The organism is Micromonospora sp. NPDC047620, from assembly GCF_043205005.1.
In the GTDB taxonomy this organism is placed as follows: Bacteria; Actinomycetota; Actinomycetes; order Mycobacteriales; family Micromonosporaceae; genus Micromonospora.
On record NZ_JBIDDG010000005.1, the window covers coordinates 184,223 to 206,401 of the forward strand.

13 protein-coding genes are annotated in these 22,179 nt (G+C 73.0%); 8 read left to right on the plus strand and 5 right to left on the minus strand.

Going from position 1 to position 22,179, the window contains the following annotated elements:
* Positions 1-604: 604 nt before the first annotated feature.
* Complete coding sequence (locus tag ACGF5C_RS08025; protein ID WP_393298086.1) at positions 605-1,816, minus strand: TadA family conjugal transfer-associated ATPase; 1,212 nt, start codon at positions 1,814-1,816, stop codon at positions 605-607.
* On the minus strand, positions 1,813-2,916 hold the full coding sequence (gene ssd, locus ACGF5C_RS08030) for a septum site-determining protein Ssd (protein ID WP_393298089.1): 1,104 nt from the start codon (positions 2,914-2,916) through the stop codon (positions 1,813-1,815). Before ssd ends, ACGF5C_RS08025 begins: the two co-directional genes overlap by 4 nt.
* 315 nt (positions 2,917-3,231) lie before the next feature.
* Between ssd and ACGF5C_RS08035 the strand changes: the two genes are divergently transcribed.
* The gene (locus tag ACGF5C_RS08035; protein ID WP_393298092.1) at positions 3,232-3,423 is read left to right on the plus strand and encodes a VOC family protein; all 192 of its coding nucleotides are present in this window, start codon (positions 3,232-3,234) and stop codon (positions 3,421-3,423) included.
* A gap of 376 nt (positions 3,424-3,799) precedes the next feature.
* Positions 3,800-4,615 (plus strand): HAD-IB family hydrolase, encoded by an 816-nt coding sequence (locus ACGF5C_RS08040; protein ID WP_357452503.1) that lies wholly within the window; start codon positions 3,800-3,802, stop codon positions 4,613-4,615.
* Between the two features lie 144 nt (positions 4,616-4,759).
* Here ACGF5C_RS08040 and ACGF5C_RS08045 read toward each other — a convergent pair whose 3' ends face one another.
* Positions 4,760-5,506: an oxidoreductase gene (locus ACGF5C_RS08045; RefSeq protein WP_393298095.1), complete on the minus strand. Its 747-nt coding sequence runs from the start codon at positions 5,504-5,506 to the stop codon at positions 4,760-4,762.
* Positions 5,507-5,768: 262 nt separating this feature from the next.
* Here ACGF5C_RS08045 and acs point away from each other — a divergent pair, with 262 nt between their 5' ends.
* From acs to ACGF5C_RS08070, 5 genes are all read left to right on the plus strand, one after another.
* A complete protein-coding gene (gene acs / locus ACGF5C_RS08050) occupies positions 5,769-7,733 on the plus strand; it encodes an acetate--CoA ligase (RefSeq protein ID WP_393298098.1) in 1,965 nt (654 codons plus the stop codon).
* Positions 7,734-8,001: 268 nt separating this feature from the next.
* Positions 8,002-10,794 (plus strand): immune inhibitor A domain-containing protein, encoded by a 2,793-nt coding sequence (locus ACGF5C_RS08055; RefSeq protein WP_393298101.1) that lies wholly within the window; start codon positions 8,002-8,004, stop codon positions 10,792-10,794.
* 381 nt (positions 10,795-11,175) lie between these two features.
* Positions 11,176-13,482, plus strand: a complete 2,307-nt coding sequence (locus tag ACGF5C_RS08060; RefSeq protein ID WP_393298104.1) for an immune inhibitor A domain-containing protein — start codon at positions 11,176-11,178, stop codon at positions 13,480-13,482.
* A 323-nt stretch (positions 13,483-13,805) separates the two neighbouring features.
* Positions 13,806-16,235: an immune inhibitor A domain-containing protein gene (locus ACGF5C_RS08065; protein ID WP_393298415.1), complete on the plus strand. Its 2,430-nt coding sequence runs from the start codon at positions 13,806-13,808 to the stop codon at positions 16,233-16,235.
* 231 nt (positions 16,236-16,466) lie between these two features.
* Positions 16,467-17,399 carry an alpha/beta fold hydrolase gene (locus ACGF5C_RS08070; RefSeq protein ID WP_393298108.1) on the plus strand — a complete coding sequence of 311 codons (933 nt, stop codon included), beginning with the start codon at positions 16,467-16,469 and terminating at the stop codon, positions 17,397-17,399.
* Positions 17,400-17,448: 49 nt separating this feature from the next.
* Here ACGF5C_RS08070 and ACGF5C_RS08075 read toward each other — a convergent pair whose 3' ends face one another.
* Together ACGF5C_RS08075 and ACGF5C_RS08080 are read right to left on the minus strand one after the other, a co-directional pair.
* On the minus strand, positions 17,449-17,814 hold the full coding sequence (locus ACGF5C_RS08075) for a hypothetical protein (protein ID WP_393298111.1): 366 nt from the start codon (positions 17,812-17,814) through the stop codon (positions 17,449-17,451).
* Positions 17,811-20,717: an SseB family protein gene (locus ACGF5C_RS08080; protein WP_393298114.1), complete on the minus strand. Its 2,907-nt coding sequence runs from the start codon at positions 20,715-20,717 to the stop codon at positions 17,811-17,813. The genes ACGF5C_RS08075 and ACGF5C_RS08080 overlap by 4 nt, the downstream gene beginning before the upstream one ends.
* A 152-nt stretch (positions 20,718-20,869) precedes the next feature.
* Here ACGF5C_RS08080 and mycP point away from each other — a divergent pair, with 152 nt between their 5' ends.
* Positions 20,870-22,150: a type VII secretion-associated serine protease mycosin gene (gene mycP / locus ACGF5C_RS08085; protein WP_393298117.1), complete on the plus strand. Its 1,281-nt coding sequence runs from the start codon at positions 20,870-20,872 to the stop codon at positions 22,148-22,150.
* Positions 22,151-22,179: the final 29 nt, after the last annotated feature.

A 22,179-nucleotide genomic window follows, 5' to 3' on the forward strand; every position in this document is an offset into this window, starting at 1 on the left:
GGTGACGTGGTCAGCACGCCCGACCAGTCTCGCCGCCCCGCACCGGCAGGACGGGCCGCCCGTACGTCGGGTCGACGGGTGGGTGTAGCCGTCGGGGCCGGCGCGCCGACGGGACGTCGCGTGTCCCGCCGGACAGGTGGTCGGGCGGGTCCCGGCGGTCGGGACGGGCCGGGGTGACCACCGGCGGGCCACGGCCAGGACGACCGATCCGCGACGTCCCGCGGCGGCCACTGCGCCACACCGCCCGGTCCGCGCCCGTTCGGAGGCACCCGGCGGACCGAGGCGGCCTGGGCGGCGGCCGGCAGGCGCGCCGGCGCGGTCACCTCGGACATCTCACCCGGCTGCCGGCCGGGCGGCACCGCCGCAGCGGCCGGGCCGGGAAACGTCTCGGCGGGACGGTCCGGCGGGGCGGGGCGGAGGTCCGGCTCCGACACCCGACGCAGCTCGGTGATCCAGTCGACAAGCGGATCGTCAGCCCCGGTCGACGCGTTCCCTCGTGCCTCGCCCGCGAAGGCACGCCGCCTGCTCCGAAGGCCACCCACCAGATTGGCCACGACGACCGCCGACGCGATCGACAGCAGCGCCACCAGCGCGTACGGGGCGCTCACTTCGGACCCGCCGATCCGGGCCACGGCTCGCTGAGAATCGGCGGCACCGGCACGCCGCGCTCGCGCAGCAGCGCTCCGAGCGCGCGGGCGGCGGGGCCGAGGCCACGCCCGCGTACCCAGGCGGGAACCGCGGCGACCAGGCGATCCGGTCCCTCGGGCAGGAGCAGGCACACCGACTCCAGCACCCGCCCCTGATCGCCCCGGCGCACCTGGAGCAGCACCTGGAGCGCGGCGGCCACCTGGGCGTGGAGCGCGGGGCGGGGCAGCCCACCGAGCATCCCGAGCGCCTCCAGCCGGGCCGGCACGTCGGAGGGGGCGTTGGCGTGCAGGGTGCCGGCACCGCCGTCGTGACCGGTGTTCAGGGCGGCAAGCAGGTCGACCACCTCCCCGCCCCGGCACTCGCCGACGACCAGCCGGTCGGGCCGCATCCGCAGTGCCTGCCGGACCAGGTCGGTCAGCCCGACCGCGCCGGAGCCCTCCACGTTGGCAGTCCTGGCCTGCAACCCGACCACGTGCGGGTGCCGGGGGTGCAGCTCGGCCGCGTCCTCCACCAGCACGATCCGCTCGGTCGACGGCACCAGCCCGAGCAGCGTGTTCAGCAGAGTCGTCTTGCCCGAGCCGGTGCCGCCGGTCACCAGGTACGCCAGCCGGGCCGCCACCACGGCGGAGAGCACCGGCGCCATCGGCCGGGGCACCGTCCCCTGGCGTACCAGCTCGTCGAGGGTGAACGGCCGCTGCCGGAACGTCCGCAGGGACAGGTAGGGACCGTCGGTCGCCACCGGCGGCAGCACGGCGTGCAGCCGGGTGCCGTCGGGGAGCCGGGCGTCCGCGTACGGCGAGCCGTCGTCGAGCCGCCGGCCGGCGCTGGCGGTGAGCCGCTGGGCGAGCCGGCGAACGTCGTCGACCGTGCCGATCGGCACCGCGACCTGGTGCAGGCCCTGCCCCCGGTCCACCCAGACCCGGACGCCGTTGACCAGCACGTCGGTGACCTCCGGGTCGGCCAGCAGCGGCGCGAGCGGACCGGCGCCCACCAGGTCGTCGTGCACCCGGTCGGCCATCCGCAGCAGGGCGGTGTCGCCCAGCACGGCAGCGGTGGGTTCCGCGCGTACGGCGGACACGATCGCGGCTGGGGTGACCGGGGTCGCCGCGGCCGCGATCCGCTGCCGCACCCGGGAGGCGAGGGTGTCGCCCTCGGATGGTCCGGTCATGCCGCATCCGCCGTGGACGTGCCGGTCAGGTCGGCGACGATGCGCTGGCAGAGGGCCGCCAGCGGCCCCCGGCCGTGGGCGGCCGGTGCCTCACCCCGCTCCAGCCCACGGGCCAACGCCGGCTCCGGCCGCAGCGTGCCGGCGAGCGGCAGCCCGAGCGCGCGGGCCACCTCGGCGGCCCCGAGCCGGCCCGGTGCCGGACCGCGCACGATCACCGACATCGCGGCGCAGTGCGGTGCGGCGGCCGCCACCACCCGGGCGGCCGCGGCGGTGGCCCGCAGTTCGGCCGGTACGACGACGAACACCTGGTCGGCCGCCTGGAGTGCGGTGACGGCCGCGTCGTCCAGTTGCCGGGGCAGGTCCACCACCACGAAGTCCCGGCCCCGCCGGGCGGCGTCGACCGTGGCCGCCATCGCCTGGGCGGGCAGGGCGAGCAGGTCGCCCCGGTCCCAGGAGAGCACCACCAGGTCGCCCCGGCTCGGCAGGGCCCGCACCAGCGCCGGCGCGTCCACCCGGCCGTCGGCGTCGGTCAGTGCCGGCCAGCGCAGCCCCTCCAACTGCTCCCAACCCAGCACCAGGTCGAGCCCACCACCGAGCGGATCGGCGTCGACGAGCAGGGTGCGCAGCCGGGCGCGGGCGGCCGTGACCGCGAGCCCGCCGGCCAGGATGCTCGCCCCGGCGCCGCCACGCCCGCCCAGCACGGCGGTGATCCGGGCTACGCCCCGATCGGCGCCCTCCGGCCCGCACTCGGCGAACCGGTCCACCAGCCACGGCTCGGCGGCCGGCAGGACCGCCACGTGCTCGGCACCGATCAGCTCGGCGACCTGGAAGCCGGGATCGGGCTCCCCGGACCGGCCGACCAGCACCATCCGTGGCCGCTGCGGCAGCCGCGCCCGCAGGCACGGCTGGGCCTGGTCGGCGCCGACCAGCACGAGCGGGGCGGGCAGCCAGCGGGTCCGGGCCGCCGCCGGGTCGGCGGCGAGTTCCACCTCGACGCCGCCCGCCGCGGCGAGCCGGAGCAGGTCGTCGAGCAGGTCGCCGTCCGAGGTGACGAGCAGCGGCAGGCGCCGGTGCGGCGGGACGGAGGTACGGGGTGGCATCGCGGCCTCCAGCGGTCGGGCTCCGGGGTTGCTGACCCGAGACGCTCCTCCCGATCCGCCACCGGGCGCCGCCCCGCGTCGCCAGCCTGTGGACAACTTCGGCACCTGTGGACAACGCCCACCGCGCGAGTCGATCTGCTATGTCGGCCCACTCCGCGCAACACGGCGACGAGCCGTACGCATCGATAGCCTGCGCTGTATGCACCGCAGTCGTCTGTACGCCGTCCTGATTGACACACCCCGCTCGGAGGCTGCTCGGGCCGCGGCCTTCTGGTCGGCCGCCCCCGCTTCCACCTCGATTTCGAGACCGACGACGTGGAGGCGGAGACCGCCAGGCTGCTCGCCCTCGGCGCCACCCAGGTCGCACGGTGGCAGGAGTGCCGCGTGCTGCGCGTGCCCGGCGGGCACCTGGTCTGTGTCCTGCCGGCGGAGAGCCCACCGGAGGTCTTCGACGCCCAGGCCAGGACCTGGCCGTGGCGCGACGCCTTGGTGTCGCGCCGCCGGTGAACCCCCGGATCCTCCGCAGGCCCCGTCCGCGCCGGACGACGACCAGGTCACTGCAAAAAGGGACGACCCCCGTCGGGGGGAGACGGGGGTCGTCGGGAGGTTCGGCTCCGGGGGGGTCGAGCCGAACCCACTCAGCGGTCACGGGGGGTGCAACCGCCGAGGGCCTGTGTTGTACGAGATATGAAAGCTCGTCGTGCCGACCAGTCTGCCTGAGCGGACCTGTATACGTCGAGTGGTGTCACCTCCACTCCCTGCAAATTAAACTTCGCAGAGTGTGATGGACGTCACGATGAGCGAGGGCGATGGGGTCTGCCCGCAAGTCCGAGGGGTCATCGGCACCCCGGGCACCCGCCGACCATAGACCATCCGGCTAGACTTGCGCGCCGTGGGCCGAAGTGCCGCTTTCTTCGATCTGGACAAGACCGTCATCGCCAAGTCGAGCGCCCTGGCGTTCGGTCGGCCGTTCTACCGGGACGGCCTGATCACCCGGCGTGACGTGGTCAAGTCGGCGTACGCGCAGCTGATGTTCCGGCTGGGCGGCACCGACGAGCAGACCATGGCCAAGACCCGGGACTACCTCGCCACGCTCTGCAAGGGCTGGCAGGTGGAGCAGGTCCGCCAGATCGTCGCGGAGACGCTGCACGAGCTGATCAATCCCTACGTGTACGCCGAGGCCGCCGCCCTGATCGAGGAGCACCAGGCCGCCGGCCGGGACGTCGTGCTGGTCTCCGCCTCCGGCGAGGAGATGGTCCGGCCGATCGGCGCGCTGCTGGGGGTCACCGACGTGATCGCCACCCGGATGGGCGTGGTGGACGGCCGCTACAGCGGCGAGGTCGAGTTCTACGCGGCCGGCCCGAGCAAGGTCGAGGCGGTCAGCGAGTTGGCCGCCCGCCGCGGGTACGACCTGGCCGACTCGTACGCCTACTCCGACTCGTACAGCGACCGTCCACTGCTGGAGTGCGTCGGCCACCCCTCGGTGGTCAACCCGGACCGGCAGCTGCGCAGGCTCGCGGTCGAGAACTCCTGGCCGGTGCTGGAGTTCCGGCACCCGATCCCGCTGGGCCGGCGGCTGCGGGAGCGCCCGGCCGTCCCGGTCGCCGCGGCGGCGCTGGGCGTGGGCGTCGGCGTGGCCATCGGCATCGCCTGGTACGGCCGTCACCGCCGCACCCGCGCCACCCCCGCTCCGGCCTGACCGGATCCGGGCCGACGCGACCCGGACCAAGCAAGCCGGGCCGACGCGACCCGGACCGAGGCGACCCGGGCCGGAGCGACCCGGACCGAGGCGACCCGGACCGAGGCGACCCGGACCGAGGCGACCCGGACCAGACAGGGCGGGTCAGGCGGCGGCGAGGATCTCGTCGCCGATCGTGGTGAGCTGGTCGGCGCCGACCTCCACGGCCGACATGCAGTGTCGCAGCCAGGAGCGCAGGCCGTCCGGAGTGCCGGTGGCGAACGCGCCGGCCGAGCCGACGTACTCGGGCTCGCGCTCGCGGTGGCCGACGTCGACGGCGAGCAGGCCGCGCGGGTCGAGCCCGCTGGACAGCAGCACCAGCCGGGCGGCGCCGCGGGCCACCACCCCGGACGGCCCGGCGAAGGGGCGCAGGTTCAGCAGCTCGCCGTGCACGACGGCGGCCAGCACCAGCGGGGAGACCTTCGTGCCGCCGGCGACCAGCCCGGCCAGCCCGTCCAACCGCGCGGCGACCACCGGGTCGGCCACGGGCCGGCCCAGCTCGGCCTCGGTCACCACGTCCCGGGCGGCGAGCACGTGCAGCTTGGCCAGCGCCTGCCGGGGCGCCTTCGGCCAGAGCTCGCTCAGCCCGGGCAGCGCCCCGGCGACCCGCAGCGCGCCCTGGACCACCGGCTCGGTCACGGTTCCGGCGCGGACGGCCTCGCGCTCGTGGGCGTACCCCTCGAGGTCGGCGCTGGCGACCGCGGACCGGAGGCTGACCTCGGCCGCGACCTGGCCGCCGTGCCGGCGCAGCGCGCGGTGCCCGAGCGCCTGGTCGAAGCGCTCGCGGGCCCGCTCGACGGCGGGGGCGATGTCGGCGAGCGCGAGCAGCGGGGCGAGCGGGTCAGCGGTCACCCCGTCACGCTATCGACTGCGTGACGCGACCCGCCGACGAGCCGCCCGGGAGCGACCGCCGCCACCCCTCGATTGTGGGAGCGAGGGCCCTTCCTCGACGGAAGGCGCCAACAGGGTGCCCCTTTTGGCGTCTGGGTGGCCGTCCGGCGCGCGGCGGGGGCCGCTCGGCGCGAGTTGGCCGGACCGGCAGTCGGACGACGGGGTGTCCCGACTAACCTCGTGCGGGAGACGCAGGTCACCCCGAACGACGAGGGAGCACGGCATGAGCGAGGCATTGGCCAATCTGCTGAACGAGACACGCCAGTTCCCGCCGCCGGCCGAACTCGCCGCGAACGCCAACGTCACCGCAGACGCGTACGCGGAGGCCGACGCCGACCGGCTGGCGTTCTGGGAGCGGCAGGCCGGGCGGCTGATGTGGGCACGGCAGTGGGACCAGGTGCTCGACTGGTCGAAGCCGCCGTTCGCGAGGTGGTTCGTCGGCGGGCAGCTCAACGTGGCGTACAACTGCCTGGACCGGCACGTCGAGGCCGGCCTGGGCGACCGGGTCGCCATCCACTGGGAGGGCGAGCCGGGCGACACCCGCACCATCACGTACGCCGACCTGCACAGGCTGACCTGCCAGGCGGCGAACGCGCTGACCGACCTGGGCGTCACCGCGGGCGACCGGGTGGCGATCTACCTGCCGATGATCCCGGAGGCGGCGGTCGCGATGCTGGCCTGCGCCCGCATCGGCGCGACGCACAGCGTGGTCTTCGGCGGCTTCTCCGCCGATGCGCTGACCAACCGGATCCAGGACGCCAGCGCCAAGGTGGTGATCACCGCCGACGGCGGCTTCCGCCGGGGCAAGCCGTCCGCGCTGAAGCCGACCGTGGACGAGGCGGTGGCCAACTGCCCGTCGATCGAGCACGTGCTGGTCGTGCGGCGCACCGGCGAGGAGGTGGCCTGGTCGGCCAAGGACCACTGGTGGCACGAGACGGTGGAGACCGCCCCGGCCGAGCACGCCGCGCAGCCGTTCGACGCCGAGCACCCGCTGTTCATCCTCTACACCAGCGGCACCACGGCCCGTCCGAAGGGCATCCTGCACACCACCGGCGGCTACCTCACCCAGACGGCGTACACGACGCACGCGGTCTTCGACCTCAAGCCGGAGACCGACGTCTACTGGTGCACCGCCGACATCGGCTGGGTCACCGGGCACTCCTACATCGTCTACGGCCCGCTCTCCAACGGCGCCACGCAGGTGATGTACGAGGGCACCCCGGACACCCCGCACAAGGGCCGGTTCTGGGAGATCGTCGACAAGTACAAGGTCAGCATCCTCTACACCGCCCCGACGCTGATCCGCACGATGATGAAGTGGGGCGAGGACATCCCCGCCGGCTACGACCTCACCTCGCTGCGGCTGCTCGGCAGCGTGGGCGAGCCGATCAACCCCGAGGCGTGGATGTGGTACAGGCAGCACGTCGGCCGGGGTGAGCTGCCCATCGTGGACACCTGGTGGCAGACCGAGACCGGGTCGGTCATGATCTCGCCGCTGCCGGGCGTGACGGAGGCCAAGCCCGGCTCCGCGATGACGCCGCTGCCGGGGATCAGCGCCGACGTGGTGGACGACCAGGGCCAGTCGGTGCCGAACGGCGGCGGTGGCTACCTGGTGCTGCGCGAGCCGTGGCCGTCGATGCTGCGCACCATCTGGGGCGACGACAACCGGTTCATCGAGACGTACTGGTCGCGGTTCGAGGGCATGTACTTCGCCGGGGACGGCGCGAAGCGGGACGACGACGGGCACATCTGGCTGCTCGGCCGGGTCGACGACGTGATGCTGGTGTCCGGGCACAACATCTCCACCACCGAGGTCGAGTCGGCGCTGGTCTCGCACCCGTCGGTGGCCGAGGCGGCGGTGGTCGGCGCGACCGACCCGACCACCGGGCAGGCCATCGTCGCGTTCGCCATCCCGCGCGGCGCCACGGACACCTCGGGCGAGGCGGGCGAGAAGCTCATCGCCGACCTGCGCAACCACGTGGCGAAGACCCTCGGCCCGATCGCCAAGCCGCGGCAGATCATGCTGGTGCCCGAACTGCCGAAGACCCGCTCCGGCAAGATCATGCGCCGCCTGCTGCGGGACGTGGCCGAGAACCGGTCGCTCGGCGACGTCACCACGCTCCAGGATTCGTCCGTGATGGACCTGATCTCGTCCGGCATGGGCGGCGGAAAGTCCGACGAGGACTGACGGCAGGCGTACGACACGATGGGTGGCGGTCCCGCGCGGACCGTCACCCATCGTCATTTCTTACGGGTACACGGCGGACCGGATGCGCCCTGTCACATCAGTCGGTCGGGGGAACCGGGAGAAGCTGAACGGACACAGGCGGGTATGGACCCCTGTCCTTCGCCTGATTTCTGATTTAGGTTCACGCAGGCCGAGTCGGTTCGATGGACGTCACATCGATCAGAGGCCGTCCGGCTCCCTCCCTCCCATGCCCGAGAAATGGAGCGGCATGAACAGAAATCCGCAACCTGGGTCGCGTCGACGCCTACTCGTCGCGCTGCCCGCCATCGCCCTGGCGGCCACGTCACTGACCGTGACTGGCAGCTCGGCGGCGGCAGAGTCCGGCCCCGCCCGAGCCGTCATCGGGGCGGACGAGTACTACATCAACTACGCCGAGCCGGCCGTCCAGCCGGACAGCACCGGCCGCGAGGTCAAGGGCAAGGGTGGTGTCTACGCCCCGGCGGTCGAACAGGCGCGGGCCTACGACCGCAAGTTCGCCCGCGGCAACCCGGTCACGGCGCGGGAACTCGCCAAGACCGAGGCCGAGGCGATCAAGACGGGCAAGAGCCCGCGGCAGATCAAGCAGGCCGAGGGCACCCAGACGGCGAAGCTGCTCACCCTGCTGGTGGAGTTCAACGACCAGGCCAACGACGACTTCACCGACGTCATGGTCCCCAAGACGGTCTTCGAGGACCGGAGCTGTGTCCCCGGCACCGTCCAGAACGGCCCCCTGCACAACAACATCCCCAACCCGGCGTCCCTGCCGCGCGAGGACAACAACTCGATGTGGGTGCCGGACTTCTCGCCCACGCACTACGACAAGATGCTCTACACCAAGGAGGGCATCACCGAGCGGGTCCGCCCGGACCTGACCGGGCCGGACGGCAAGCCGGGCATCAGCCTGGCCGGCCGGACCATGCACAACATGTACCTGGAGATGTCCAAGGGCGCGTACACGGTCGACGGGCAGGCCAGCCCGTGGATCAAGGTGCCGCACTCCGAGGGCTGGTACGCGGCCTCCCGCTGCTTCCAGGACGAGAACGGCAACTGGGTCGCCGGCCGCGAGCAGGCGATGAACGGGCACCCGGACAACCCGCAGGGCGCGGGCCGGCTGGCCACCGACGCGATCGCCACCCTCGCGCAGATGGACCCGAACTTCCCGTGGGCCGACTACGACATCGAGGACCAGGGCGACCGCGACGGTGACGGCAACGTCTTCGAGCCGGACGGCGTGATCGACCACCTGGTGCTGGTGCACGCCGGCCAGGGCAAGTCCCGCGGCGGCGGCGCCGAGGGCATCTACGCCGTCTGGGCGCACTCGTCGACGATCACCGGCGGCTACACCATCCCCGGCACCAACCTCCAGGTGTCGAACTACATCGTGCAGCCGGAGGACGCCGGCGTCGGTGTGTTCGCCCACGAGTTCGGCCACGACCTGGGCCTGCCGGACCTCTACGACACCTCGGGCAACGCCGACTCCGACGTCGACTTCTGGGACCTGATGGCCTCGGGCTCGCACTCGGGTGAGATCTTCCAGGCACTGCCGACGCACATGGGCCTGTGGGACAAGTGGGTGCTCGGCTGGGCCGACCCGCTGACCCTCGCGCCCGGCACCGACCCGCGCTCCGTGCAACTGGGTCAGACCTCGCGGACCCCGGTCGGCACCAAGGACGGCATCAAGATCAACCTGCCGAACAAGGTGATCACCCTGGCCACGCCGCACAGCGGCGAGAAGATGTGGTACACCGGCGCCGACCAGGACTGGGCGGACGTCAAGATCGCCCGCCAGGTGGCCGTGCCGGCGGCGGCCGACGCGAAGTTCTGGATGTGGAACAACTTCGTCATCGAGGCCGACTGGGACTACGGCTTCCTCGAGGTCTCGACCGACGGCGGCGCCACCTGGGCCGAGCAGAAGGTCTACGACTCGACCGGCAAGCTCGTCACCACCAACGACGGCTACGCCGACCCGAACGGCCGGATGGTCGACTTCGGCAACAAGAAGTACGGCCTCACCGGCAGCACCAACGGCTGGCGGCACGACTACGTCGACCTGTCGGCGTTCGCCGGGCAGACCGTGCAGGTCCGGCTCCGCTACGCCACCGACGAGGCGTTCGCGGAGCGCGGCTGGTTCGCCGACGACTTCTCGGTGACCGGCGGCGGCGCCACCACCTGGAGCGACGACGTCGAGAGCGGCACCAACGGCTGGACCGCGACCGGCGGCACCTTCACCGACACCACCGGCCCGGGCTGGCGCATCGACAGCGGCACCTCGACCCAGGCGCACTACTACCTGGCGGAGTGGCGCAACTTCGACGGCTTCGACAACGGCCTGAAGTACACCTACGACACGGTGTACTCGCACGAGGCGTGGAAGGTCGACAAGGTCTCCTACAACGCCCCGGGCATGCTGGTCTGGTACCGGGACACCGCGCTCGGCGACGTCAACCACGTCACCGGACAGCTGACCTCCCTGCCGAGCTACGGCGCCAAGGGTGGCCTGCTGATCGTCGACTCGCACTTCGACCCGTTCCGCCGCACGGGCGAGGCGGCCGTCAAGGACCCGTCGGTGCTGGACAACCTGCCCAGCCGCCCGCAGTCCGCCAACGCGGCCTTCTCGCTCAACCCCACGTACCCCTTCCGGGAGTGCCTGGAGGCGGAGGACGAGCCGTACAGCGAGTACTGCACGAACTTCCCCGCGCAGCCGGCGGTGCCGGCCTTCACGGACGCCAAGGGCTGGTACCCGGGCATCGAGATCCGCGACGGCTCGGCGTACGCCCGGGACAGCGACGCCTCGGTCGTCATCCCGTCGAAGGGCAACGCGCCGTACACGACCCGGGTCACCAACCCGGACGGTACGCCGGCGCCGGCGTACTACGGGGCCGTCCTGGGCGGCGGCGCCATCGTGCTGGGCACCGGCAACCCCGGCGACCAGGGCGTGTCCTACGGCGTCACCATCACCATCAAGCACACCGCGACGGACAACTCGTACGCCACGGTGTACGTCACCCCGGCGACGAACTGACCCGAGGGTCGGCCGACGGGACACACGGCGGGGCCCGTCCGGAGCACACTGCTCCGGGCGGGCCCCGCTCGTCGTGTGGTCCACGATCCGCGCCGACCGGCCGCTGTGACGATTTCCGGCCCCCGGGCGCTCCCCGAAGGGGAGTTCATAACTCCGGTCACTCAAAGTGATCGTGGCCAAAACGTAACGTGAACCGGCGTCGGTCCACCGCGCCACTTGGTCGGTATTTATGCGCATATGCAGGTCGGCGGACGCGTTCCCACCAGGTATTTGACCCGTGACAAGCGCACGCCCCCTCTGCCAGGGTGAGTGGCGCATCACATGACAGCCGCGGCTTTGGCCGCGCTCGTCATGTAACAGATCCACAAAGGAGGAGGACCTTTGAGGAGACGAGTCACAGCCGGTCTGGCCTCTGCCACGGCCGCGCTGCTGGCGGCGGGAGTCGTGTCGGCGCCGGCCTCCGGCGCACCGGCCGCGGACCCGGCCCCCGGTTCCGACAAGGCGAAGCACCGCAGGGACAACCTCCCCGATCCGAAGGCGGATCAGCAGCGGGAGCTCCGGAAGAAGGCCATCGCCGACCTGCTCTCCGGCAAGGCCAAGCTTTCCACGCGCAACGGCTCGAAGGTCATCCAGGTCAAGGACGACCTGTTCGTGGAGTACCAGCAGGCCCCGAAGACCGACCCGATCTTCACGATGCTGGTCGAGTTCGGCGACCAGACCGACCCCCGGACCGGTGGAGCTGCCGGCCCGGTGCGCAACCAGATCGCCGAGCCGGACCGCAACTGGGACGGCAGCTCGACCGACGACAACAGCACGCTGTGGCGGCCGGACTTCAACCGGGCCCACTACCAGGACATGATGTTCGGTCCGGGTGAGTCGATGCGGGACTTCTACCTGAAGCAGTCCGGCGGGCGCTACACCGTCAACGGCGACGTCAGCGACTGGGTCAAGGTTCCCTACAACGAGGCCCGGTACGGCAGCAACGCCATCTCCGAGGCCGACGGGTACTGGAACTTCGTCAAGGACACCGCGACGGCCTGGTACGAGTCCCAGGTCGCGGCCGGCAAGACGCCGGAGCAGATCAAGCAGTACCTGGCCCAGTTCGACATCTGGGACCGGTACGACTTCGACGGCGACGGCGACTTCAACGAGCCCGACGGTTACATCGACCACTTCCAGGCGGTGCACGCGGGCGAGGGCGAGGAGGCCGGCGGCGGCGCCCAGGGCGAGGACGCCATCTGGTCGCACCGCTGGGCTGCGTTCCCGAACCTGGCCGGCAGCGCCGGTCCGGGCGAGAACAAGGCCGGTGGTGTCCAGATCGGCGACACCGGCATGTGGATCCGGGACTACACCACGGAGCCGGAGAACGGCGGTCTGGGCGTGTTCGCCCACGAGTACGGCCACGACCTCGGTCTGCCGGACCTCTACGACACCGCCGGCGGCGACAACGGCGTGGGCTTCTGGAGCCTGATGTCCTCCGGCTCGTGGCTGAGCCACGGCACGGACGACATCGGGTCGACCCCGGGCTACATGGACCCGTGGTCGAAGCTGTTCCTGGGCTGGCTGAACTACTCGGTGGTCGAGGAGAACAGCGGCACCACCCGGGTCACGCTCGGCCCGGCCGGCGACAGCGACGGGCCGAAGGCCCAGGCCGTCGTCGTCAACCTGCCGGCGCAGACCCAGACCACCAGCTACAACACGCCGTTCGGCGGGTCGTACGAGTGGTGGGGCGGCAGCGCGGACGACCTGAACACCACGCTGACCCGCCAGCTCGACCTGACCGGTGCGACGTCCGCGTCGATCACCGCGAAGGCCTGGTACGACATCGAAGAGGACTACGACTACCTCTACGCCGAGGTGTCGACCAACGGTGGCGCCACCTGGACCCCGCTGGGCAACTCGTCGATCGACGCCGGTGAGACCGGGGTCGACGGCTCGACCAGCGGCGCCTGGGTGGACCTGGCCTACGACCTGTCCGCGTACGCCGGGCAGACCGTGCAGTTCCGCTACCGCTACCAGACCGACGGCGGCGTGCACCTCGGCGGCGCGTTCCTGGACAACGTGTCGCTGGTCAAGGGCGGCGCCGTCGCCTGGACCGACGACGCCGAGACGCTGGCCGCCGAGTGGACCGCCAGGGGCTTCACCCGGATGGGCGGCTCGGTGACCGACACGTACCCCCGCTTCTACATCGCGGAGAACCGGTCCTACTTCGGCTACGACGACACCCTGCGGACCGGCGGGTACAACTACGGGTTCAACAACACCCGCCCGAACTGGGTGGAGCGGTTCTCGGTCCAGCCCGGCATGCTGGTCTGGTACGTGAACTACGCGTACGGCGACAACAACACCTCGGAGCACCCGGGCTACGGCCTGAACCTCCCGGTGGACGTCCGGCCGAACAAGATCAACGTCGGTGGTCAGGGCACCATCACCAACCGCCGCAACGGCTTCGACGCCACGTTCAGCCTGTACGCCAAGCCGGCGCAGACCTTCCACCTCAACGGCGTCCCGGTCACGCTCCCGGCGCTCGACCCGAACCCGGTGTTCTTCGACAGCGGGGCGAACAAGTACTGGACGTCCGGCAACCCGTGGAACTCGGTGAAGCTGGCCGGTTCCGGCACCCGGATCGAGATCCTGCAGCAGGGCACCAACCCGACCGACGACATGGTCGTGAAGGTCAGCAACTGACGATCGGGTTACCCGTGGGGCCGGTGGCGGTGACGCCACCGGCCCCACTTTTCGCGTACGTGACCCGGTCCGATCGAGAACGATCTCTTCCGCCCCATCGGGGACCCTATGCCCTGCTCATGACGGTTGATGAACGGCCGGGATGTGACGGTGAAAAGCCTTCCCAACAAAACCTTGCAACAAATAGACGGACGCATCTTCCCAGGGGTCACAGGAGTGTCTATGTTCACCATTGGTCCCACTAGTGGGATCGATCTCCACCGGCCCGTACCCCCGTTGGGCCGGTTCCCTCACACCGGAGGTACCACGTGCGCAAAGTCGCAGTGGGTCTGCTCGGGCTTTCGCTGACGGCGACGGGACTGGCGGTCGGCACATCCGCCAGCGCCGCGCCGCAGCCGAAGTTGCCGACGGCCGCTCCGTCGGTCACCGAGCCAGCCCATGTCGACCACGACCTGCCGAACCCGCTCGAGGACAAGCGTCGCGCCCTGCGCCAGGAGGGCCTGAGCGACGTCCTCTCCGGCCGGGCCAAGGCGCAGAAGATCAACGGCAGCACGGTCGTCAAGGTCGGCAAGACCCAGGCCGAGGGGGCCACCGCCCGCTCGAGCCGGGCCGGCGCCGCCAGCCAGATGGAGGACCAGTACGTCGAGCTCGCCCGCGAGCAGACCGACCGGATCTTCGTCATCCTCGCCGAGTTCGGCAACGAGCGGCACCCGAGCTACCCGGACCAGGACACCGACCCGACCACGGCGGGTCCGACCCGGTTCGACGGGCCGCTGCACAACGAGATCCCCGCCCCCAACCGGGCGGTGGACAACTCCACCGTGTGGCAGGCGGACTACAACGCCGACCACTACCGCAAGCTCTACTTCGGCACCAACCCCGGTGACGAGTCGCTGAAGCAGTACTACGAGGCGCAGTCCTCGGGTCGCTACAGCGTCGACGGCACGGTCACCGACTGGGTGAAGGTCAGGTACAACGAGGCCCGCTACGGCCGCTCCGGCGACCCGAAGGCCAACGACGACCCGACCGGCGATCCTGCGGTTTGCTCGGACAACGTCTGCACCAACACGTGGGCGCTGGTCCGGGACGCCGCCAACCAGTGGGTCGCCGACCAGAAGGCCGCCGGCCGCACCGACGCCCAGATCGCCGCGGACGTCAAGGCGATGGACCAGTGGGACCGGTACGACCACGACTCGGACGGCAACTTCAACGAGTCGGACGGCTACATCGACCACTTCCAGATCGTCCACTCCGGCGGCGACGAGGCCGACGGCGACCCGTACCAGGGCGAGGACGCCGTCTGGAGCCACCGCTGGTACGCCTTCGCGTCCGACCAGGGTTCGACCGGCCCGGTCAACTTCCCGGCCGGCGGCACCCAGATCGGCAACACCGGCATCTGGATCGGTGACTACACCATCCAGCCGGAGAACGGCGGCCGCAGCGTCTTCTACCACGAGTACGGCCACGACCTCGGTCTGCCGGACGACTACAACGTCGTCAGTGGTGGGGACAACAACAACGAGCACTGGACCCTGATGGCCCAGAGCCGGCTCGGCGCCAAGACCGACCCCGGCATCGGCGACCGCGGCGGTGACCTGGGCGCGTGGAACAAGCTCCAGCTCGGCTGGCTCGACTACGAGGTGGTCGTCGCGGGGCAGCAGCGCACCCTGAAGCTCGGTCCGCAGGAATACAACACCGACGAGGCCCAGGGCGTCGTGGTGGTGCTCCCGAAGCGGGAGTACACCTTCGACAACGGCAAGCCGTTCGAGGGCGCCAAGCAGTTCTTCTCAGGCAACGAGGACGACCTCAACAGCACGATGACCCGGACCCTGGACTTCACCGGGAAGTCGTCGGCGTCGCTGTCGATGAAGGGCCGCTACAACATCGAGGCCGGGTACGACTACCTGTTCTTCGAGGCGTCGCTCGACGGCGGCCAGACCTGGACGGCGCTGCCGGGCACGGTCAACGGCCAGCCCCTCCCGGAGATCTCGCCCGGACGTCCGGCCCTGGACGGCAGCAGCAACGGCGAGTGGGCCGACATCACCATCCCCATGGACGTGGCGGCGGGCAAGGTCGCGCAGTTCCGGCTGCGCTACCAGACCGACGGCGGTGTCTCCGAGGGTGGCTTCTACGGTGACGCGGTCACCGTGACCGCCGACGGCCAGACCGTCCTCTCCGACGGTGCCGAGTCCGGCGCCGCCGGCTGGACGCTCGCCGGTGGCTTCGAGGTCGCCGAGGAGACCTACACCCGGGAGTTCGACAACTACTACATCGCGGGCACCCGGCAGTACATCTCGTACGACAAGTACCTGAAGACCGGCCCGTACTTCTTCGGCTACGCGAACACCCGCCCGGACTACGTGGACCACTACGCGTACCAGGAGGGTCTGCTGATCTCCTACTGGAACACCCGCTGGGCGGACAACGACACGTTCGAGCACCCGGGTGAGGGTCGCAACCTGATCATCGACGCGCACCCGCGGCCGATCTACAACCTGACCGGGCAGCCCTGGCGGGCCCGTGTCCAGGTCTACGACGCGCCGTTCAGCCTGAAGAAGGCCGACTCGTTCACGCTGCACCTCAACAGCCAGCCGCAGTACATCCGTGGCCAGGCCGCGCAGCCGCTGTTCGACGACACCAAGCAGTACTGGTACCCGGAGCTGCCGAACCACGGCGTCAAGCTCCCGGCCACCGGCACCAAGATCAAGGTCCTGGAGAAGGACGGCCTCTACACCAAGATCCGCATCTCCTGATCGCCTGATCACGCACCACCCGCACCACGCGATGCCCGGGCAGGCCACCTGCCCGGGCATCGCCCGTTTCACACGGATGCCGGCGCCCCCGCGGGCGGGCGGGGAACCGTCGCGGCGTGTGGCGCGTCCGACCGGTCGTGCTGCCCACCACCCGCGCGATCGTCAGCGATCCCGGCCACCCGCCGGGTCGGCGGCGGAGCCGGCCGGCATCGGGGTCCTAGGCTGTCGGCCATGACAGAGCAGCGTGGCGGGCCCGTCGACGAGTCCTGCGTCCTCAGCGAGGGGCCGTGGACGCACCGGTTCGTCGGCGCGAACGGCAGCCGGTTCCACGTCGTCGAGTCGGGCACCGGCCCGATGGTGCTCTTCCTGCACGGCTTCCCCGAGCACTGGTGGGCCTGGCACGAGATACTGCCGGCGGTCGCCGACGCCGGGTTCCGCGCCGTCGCGGTCGACCTGCGCGGCTACGGTGCCAGCGACAAGCCGCCCCGGGGGTACGACGGCTACACGCTGGCCGCCGACATCGCCGGGCTGATCCGGGCCCTCGGCGAGCGCTCCGCGACCGTGGTGGGCACCGGCATCGGCGGCATGATCGGGTGGACCGTGGCGTCGTTCCACCCGTCGCTGGTCCGCCAGCTGGTGGTGCTCGGCGCCCCGCACCCGCTCCGGCTCCGGGCCGCCATCTTCGCCGACCCGCGCGGGCAGTTCGCCGCCTCCACGCCCACCCTGAAGTTCCAGCTGCCCCGCTACGAACACGTGCTCACCAGGGACGGCGCGGCGGCGGTGGAGGAGATGCTGCGCCGCTGGGGCGGGCCGCGCTGGGTCCACGGGCCGGACTTCGAGGCGTACGCCCGGCGGTGCCGGGAGGCGATGCGGATCCCGCAGGCGGCGTTCTGCGCGCTGGAGGGCTACCGCTGGGCTTTCCGCTCGGTGCTCCGCCTGCACGGCTACCGCTTCGTCCGGCTGATGCAGAAGCCGCTGATCACCCCGACGCTCCAACTCCACGGCGCGCTCGACCAGGCGTCCCTGCCGCGCACCGCCCAGGGCTCCGGCCGGTACGTGGTGGCGCCCTACGAGTGGCGGCTCCTGGACGGCGTGGGGCACTTCCCGCACATGGAGGCCCGCGAGGTGGTGCTCGGCGAGATCCTGCGCTGGGCGAAGTCCTGACTCCGACCCGCTGCCCGTGCGCGGCCCCGACCCGCTGCCCGCGCGGGCCTCAGACCCGCTGCTCGCGCAGGTCGGCGACCTCGGCGGCGGGCGCCCAGCCCTGGTAGACGCCGAAGTCGAAGACCTCCAGCCCCATCGCCCGGGCGACGGGCCAGCGCCCGCCGGTGTACTCCACCCGCAGCCAGCCGTCGTGCTCGCCGAGGACGATGAACGGCTGCCCCTGCCAGGTGCAGGTCGTCCGCACGTACGCCAGGTCGTCGACCTCGGCGGCCGGGACCACCCGCACGTACCGGCCGGGGCGTACCTCCTCGAAGCCCTCGCCCGGCTCGGGCTGGTAGAGCCGGACGTCGTCGCCGTCCGGGCTCGCCTGGTACTCCCGGCCGCGCCAGCGGGCCACGTAGCCGTCCCGGATCACTGCGCACCGACCTGTCGCCACAGCAGCGCGTCGGTGTCGAGGATGGCGACCACCCGCTCCGTGCCGTCCGCGCCGATCCGCCAGAGCTGCGCGCCGTGCGGCAGCCGGGCGCTGTCCACCTTGAACTCCGCCACCACGTCGCTGCTCTCGCCCGGGGCGAAGCCGTTGCCCCGGAACGGCGGGCGCTCGATGACCCAGCCCTCCATGGCCCGCATGGCGGCCTCGCTCTGCCCGCCGTACGGAATCCGGTAGAGGCTGGGTCGGTGCGCCGGCCAGCGCAGCACGTAGATTTCCTCGGCGTCCCGCGCGAACGGCGAGTCGGGGTGACCGAGGCCGAGCGCGTCGTGCAGCTGCGCCGGGGTGTTCAGGTGGGCCAGCTCGTTGGCCCGGTGCACGAAACCGGAGACCCGGTCGTAGCCGCGCTCCAGGTAGTACGCGAGCTGGCTGGGGGCGACCGCCTTCTGCATCACGATCGGCCGGGCCGGGTCGGGTGCCGCGTAGCGGGGGCGGCTGACCGGCTCCTCGACGGGGGCCGCCGCCTCGCCCTCGGTCCCGGCGTCGTCACCGAGCCCCACCTCCGCCGCCCAGTTGGCCAGCGCGACGATCTGCTCACCGGGCAGCTTCGCCCCGACCGGGCTGCCCGGGTTGACCGCGAACGACCAGGAGGCGTCCGGCCACCGCCGGATCAGCTGGACGAACTTGACCTCGATGGTCTCGGCAGCCGCGTCGGCGTGCTCCGCGAGCCGTTCCGGCGAGGTGTGCACCACCACGAACGTGTCGCCGTCCAGCTCCTCGGTACGCCAGACGAAGCCGGGCTCGCCGGGCCGGCTGCCCGGCGCGGAGTCGGCGGCCACCGGCAGCAGCACGCGGGCCAGCAGCAGCGTGGACAGGAACGTGTCGGTGCTGCCGCTCCCGGCGGCGTCGAGCAGGTTCTCCTCGACCTCGTTGGCCGGCTGGAAGTCCTCCGGCACGGGCTCGACGCGGGCCGCCGCCGCGCCGGCGCCAGCCGGCCCGTGGCCCTCCGGCCCGGCCGCCACCGATCCGCCCGCCGGGGCATCGCCCCACCCGGCCCCCGCCGGCACGGCGTCGTCCCCGACCGCCTCGCCGGGCGTCGGCGCGGCCGTGCCCCCGACGCCGCCGGTCGCGGGCTGTGCGGGCCGCCGCGACGCGCCGGCCGCCGCTGGCCAGGGCGCGGTGTCGGGCGGCCCGGGCGCGGTGTCGAACAGGCCCGGCGCGGCGGCGGCCGGCCGGGACGGGGCGTCGAACAGGCCGGGCGCGGTCTCCACCGCTGCGGCTGCGGTCTCCACCGGACCGGGTGCGTCGACCGCGCCGGGTCCGGTGGCAACGGGGTCGGCGGGGCCGACCGCACCGGCTGCGGTGGCGGTCGGACCAGCCGGCGCCGTGGCGGTCGGACCAGCCGGCGCCATGGCGGTCGGACCAGCCGGCGCCGTGGCGGCGGGGGCGGTCGGGGCGGGCCGGCCGGGCCGCCGCACCGGTTCGAACAGCGACACGGGCTCCTCAGGGGCACCGTCGGGCGGCCCCGTGAGGTCCCGCGACTCGATGACCGTGCCCTCGATGACGATCGGCGTGAACCCGCGCCGGGGCGCGGGCGGCCCGGAGACCGGCTCCGCGGCCGAGGCCACCTCCTGCTCCGCGCCGGGCGCCGGCGTGGGCCGGGGGCGCGGCAGGGCCTGCGTCACGTCGCCGTCGGGGTCCGGCCGGCGGGCGGCGTACGCCAGTGTGGGGTCGGGGGCGGAAACGCGAAGGTCGCGGGTGACGTCCTCGGCGGACGGGTCCACCCGGCGCGGCGGCAGCACCTGGGTGCTCTCCCCGCCCGGCACCGCGAAGGCCCGGGTCGGCTCCCCGTCGGCCGGGGCGATCGGGATCGGGTGGGTCGGGCCCTCCGGCACCGGCTCGGCGAGCGGTCGACGCCGGGGGAACGGCTGGCCGCCGCGCGCGAGGCGGGACGGCGGCACGGCCCGTTCGCCGGAGCGCAGCGCCTCCTGCCGCTGGGCGGACGCGCGGCCGGACGCCGGCTCGAAGAAGGACCGGTGGTTGGGCCGCTCCGGAGTCTCGCCGGCGGGACGACCGTTCGTCGGCGAGGACGGCGCGGGGGGCGGGACCGGCCGGCCCTCCGCACGGTCGCCGAGCGGCACGAACTGGGACGGCGCCGGCCGGTCGACAGCCGCCACGGCGTCGCCGGTCGTCGGGTCACCCTGCTGCGGGCCCGGCCGGTTCGACGGGTACGCGGGCGGGACGGCGGCGCGGGGCGGCTCCGGCGGCCCGGGTCGGCCGGGTGCCGGCACCCGGCCGACCATCGACGCCGCCGGGGGCTCGGGCCGGGCCGCCGGGGCGCCGTTGGCCGGGGCGGTACCGGCCAGGGCGGCCCGCCCCGGGCTGCCGGTGGTCGGCCGGGTCTCCGGCCCGTCGGCCGTGTCGCGACCGGTGGCCTGGGCCCGCACCCGGGCGACCGTCTCCGCCCGTTCGAGGCGGGCCCGCGCACCCAGGGTGCGGCCGGGCAGCCGGACGTCGCCGCGGGAGAGCTGGGAGACGAACCAGGCCGGCAGGTAGCCCTCGACGGGCAGGCCGGGGTTCACCGCCAGCCACCACTCGTGGTTGGGCCAGCCGGCAGCCAGGTCGGCGTACGAGGTGCGGCGGCTGGATCCCGCATCCCCGAGGCAGGCCCGCATGGCCGCGGCGGAGGTGAACGCCAGCACGTGGGTGCGACCGCCGGTCGTCCAGGTGCCCCAGCCCAGCGCCGCCTTCCCGGCGAGCGCCTCGGCCGAGACCGGCAGCAGCAGCTCGGTCTGGGCCAGGACACGGAAGTAGAGCTGCTGGTCGTTGGCGCGCAACGCGTCCCGCATCGCCGCTTCGGCGTCGGTGGCCGGCTCCCAGTCGGTCACGGCCACCCCTCCTCCCGCGAACAGGCCATAGGCATCGCGTACAACCTACAAGGTAGAAACAAGATCACAATGGCTGGCCGGCGGCGGTCCGCGCCGTCGCGCCGGCGGCGCTAACATCCCGTCCCGGAGTCGACACGATACGGAGGCGGTCGATGTCCCGGTCCCCCGCGCGCCCGCTCCTGGCAGCCCTGACGACGGCGCTGCTGGCCGCCGTCCCGGCCGCCCCGGCTGCCGCCGCCCGGCCGGCCCGGGCCGCCACGGAACCGGTCACCGTCGGCCGTTCCGGGCCCGCCGCGCTCACCGCGCGGGCGGCCCCCGGCTGCCCGTCCCCGCTCGCCCCGGTCCGGCCGGTGTCCGGGCCGCCGTGGCCCCACCAGCGGTACGCCCCGGAGCGGCTCGCACCGTTGGCCACCGGGGCCGGGGTGACGGTGGCGGTCGTCGACTCCGGGGTGGACCGCCGCCACCCGCAGCTGGCCGGGCGGGTCCTCGACGGCACCGACCTGCTCGACCCGGGCGGCGACGGCGGCCGGGACTGCGCCGGTCACGGCACCGGCGTGGCGAGCATCATCGCCGCCGGCCCCCGCGACGGGGTGGCGTTCCACGGGCTCGCCCCGGACGCCCGGATCCTGCCGGTACGGGTCAGCGAGCAGCAGGTCGTCGAGGGGCGGGAGTCGGGGCGCACGGTCAGCGCCGAGGACTTCGCCCGGGCCATCCGCTGGGCGGTCGACCACGACGCCGACGTGCTCAACCTCTCCGTCGTGCTGTACGCGGACAACCCGGCGGTGCGGGCCGCGGTCGGCTACGCGGTCGAGCGGGACGTGGTCGTGGTGGCCGCCGCCGGAAACCTGCACGACAGTGGCGACCCCCGGCCCTACCCGGCCGCGTACGACGGGGTGCTCGGGGTGGGCGCGATCGGGGCGGACGGGGCCCGCTCCCCGTTCTCCCAGACCGGCGCGTACGTCGACCTGGTCGCCCCGGGCAGCGACGTGCTGATGGCCGCCCCCGGCCAGGGGCACCACCGGGCCGAGGGGACCAGCTACGCGGCGCCCTTCGTGGCGGCCACGGCCGCGTTGCTGCGGCAGTACCGGCCGGAGCTGAGCGCGGCGCAGGTGGCGCAGCGAATCGTGGCGAGCGCCGATCCGGCGCCGGGTGGCGGCGGGGGCGGCGGATACGGCGCGGGGGTGCTGAATCCGTACCGGGCGGTCACCGAGACCGGCGGCGGGGCACCCGAGCGGCCGCGCCCGGCCACCGCGCTCGCCGACGACCGCGACGATCCGGCGCTGGTGGCGCAGCAGGCCCGCCGGGCGACGGCCCGGGACCGGGCGCTGCTGGTGGCCGGGGTCAGCGGAGCGGCGGTCGCGGTGGCTGCGCTGCTGGCCCTGATCGTGCCGCGCGGCGCCCGCCGCCGCTGGCAGCCCGCCGGTCCGGCCTGACGGCGTGCTGCCGCGGGGCCTGGCTCTCC

What these genes read in the sequence shown, in the direction of transcription:
- mycP (WP_393298117.1), top strand. Translation starts at nt 20,870, where the DNA reads ATGTCCCGGTCCCCCGCGCGCCCGCTCCTGGCAGCCCTGACGACGGCG.
- ACGF5C_RS08025 (WP_393298086.1), bottom strand. Translation starts at nt 1,816, where the DNA reads ATGACCGGACCATCCGAGGGCGACACCCTCGCCTCCCGGGTGCGGCAG.
- ACGF5C_RS08070 (WP_393298108.1), top strand. Translation starts at nt 16,467, where the DNA reads ATGACAGAGCAGCGTGGCGGGCCCGTCGACGAGTCCTGCGTCCTCAGC.
- ACGF5C_RS08055 (WP_393298101.1), top strand. Translation starts at nt 8,002, where the DNA reads ATGAACAGAAATCCGCAACCTGGGTCGCGTCGACGCCTACTCGTCGCG.
- acs (WP_393298098.1), top strand. Translation starts at nt 5,769, where the DNA reads ATGAGCGAGGCATTGGCCAATCTGCTGAACGAGACACGCCAGTTCCCG.
- ssd (WP_393298089.1), bottom strand. Translation starts at nt 2,916, where the DNA reads ATGCCACCCCGTACCTCCGTCCCGCCGCACCGGCGCCTGCCGCTGCTC.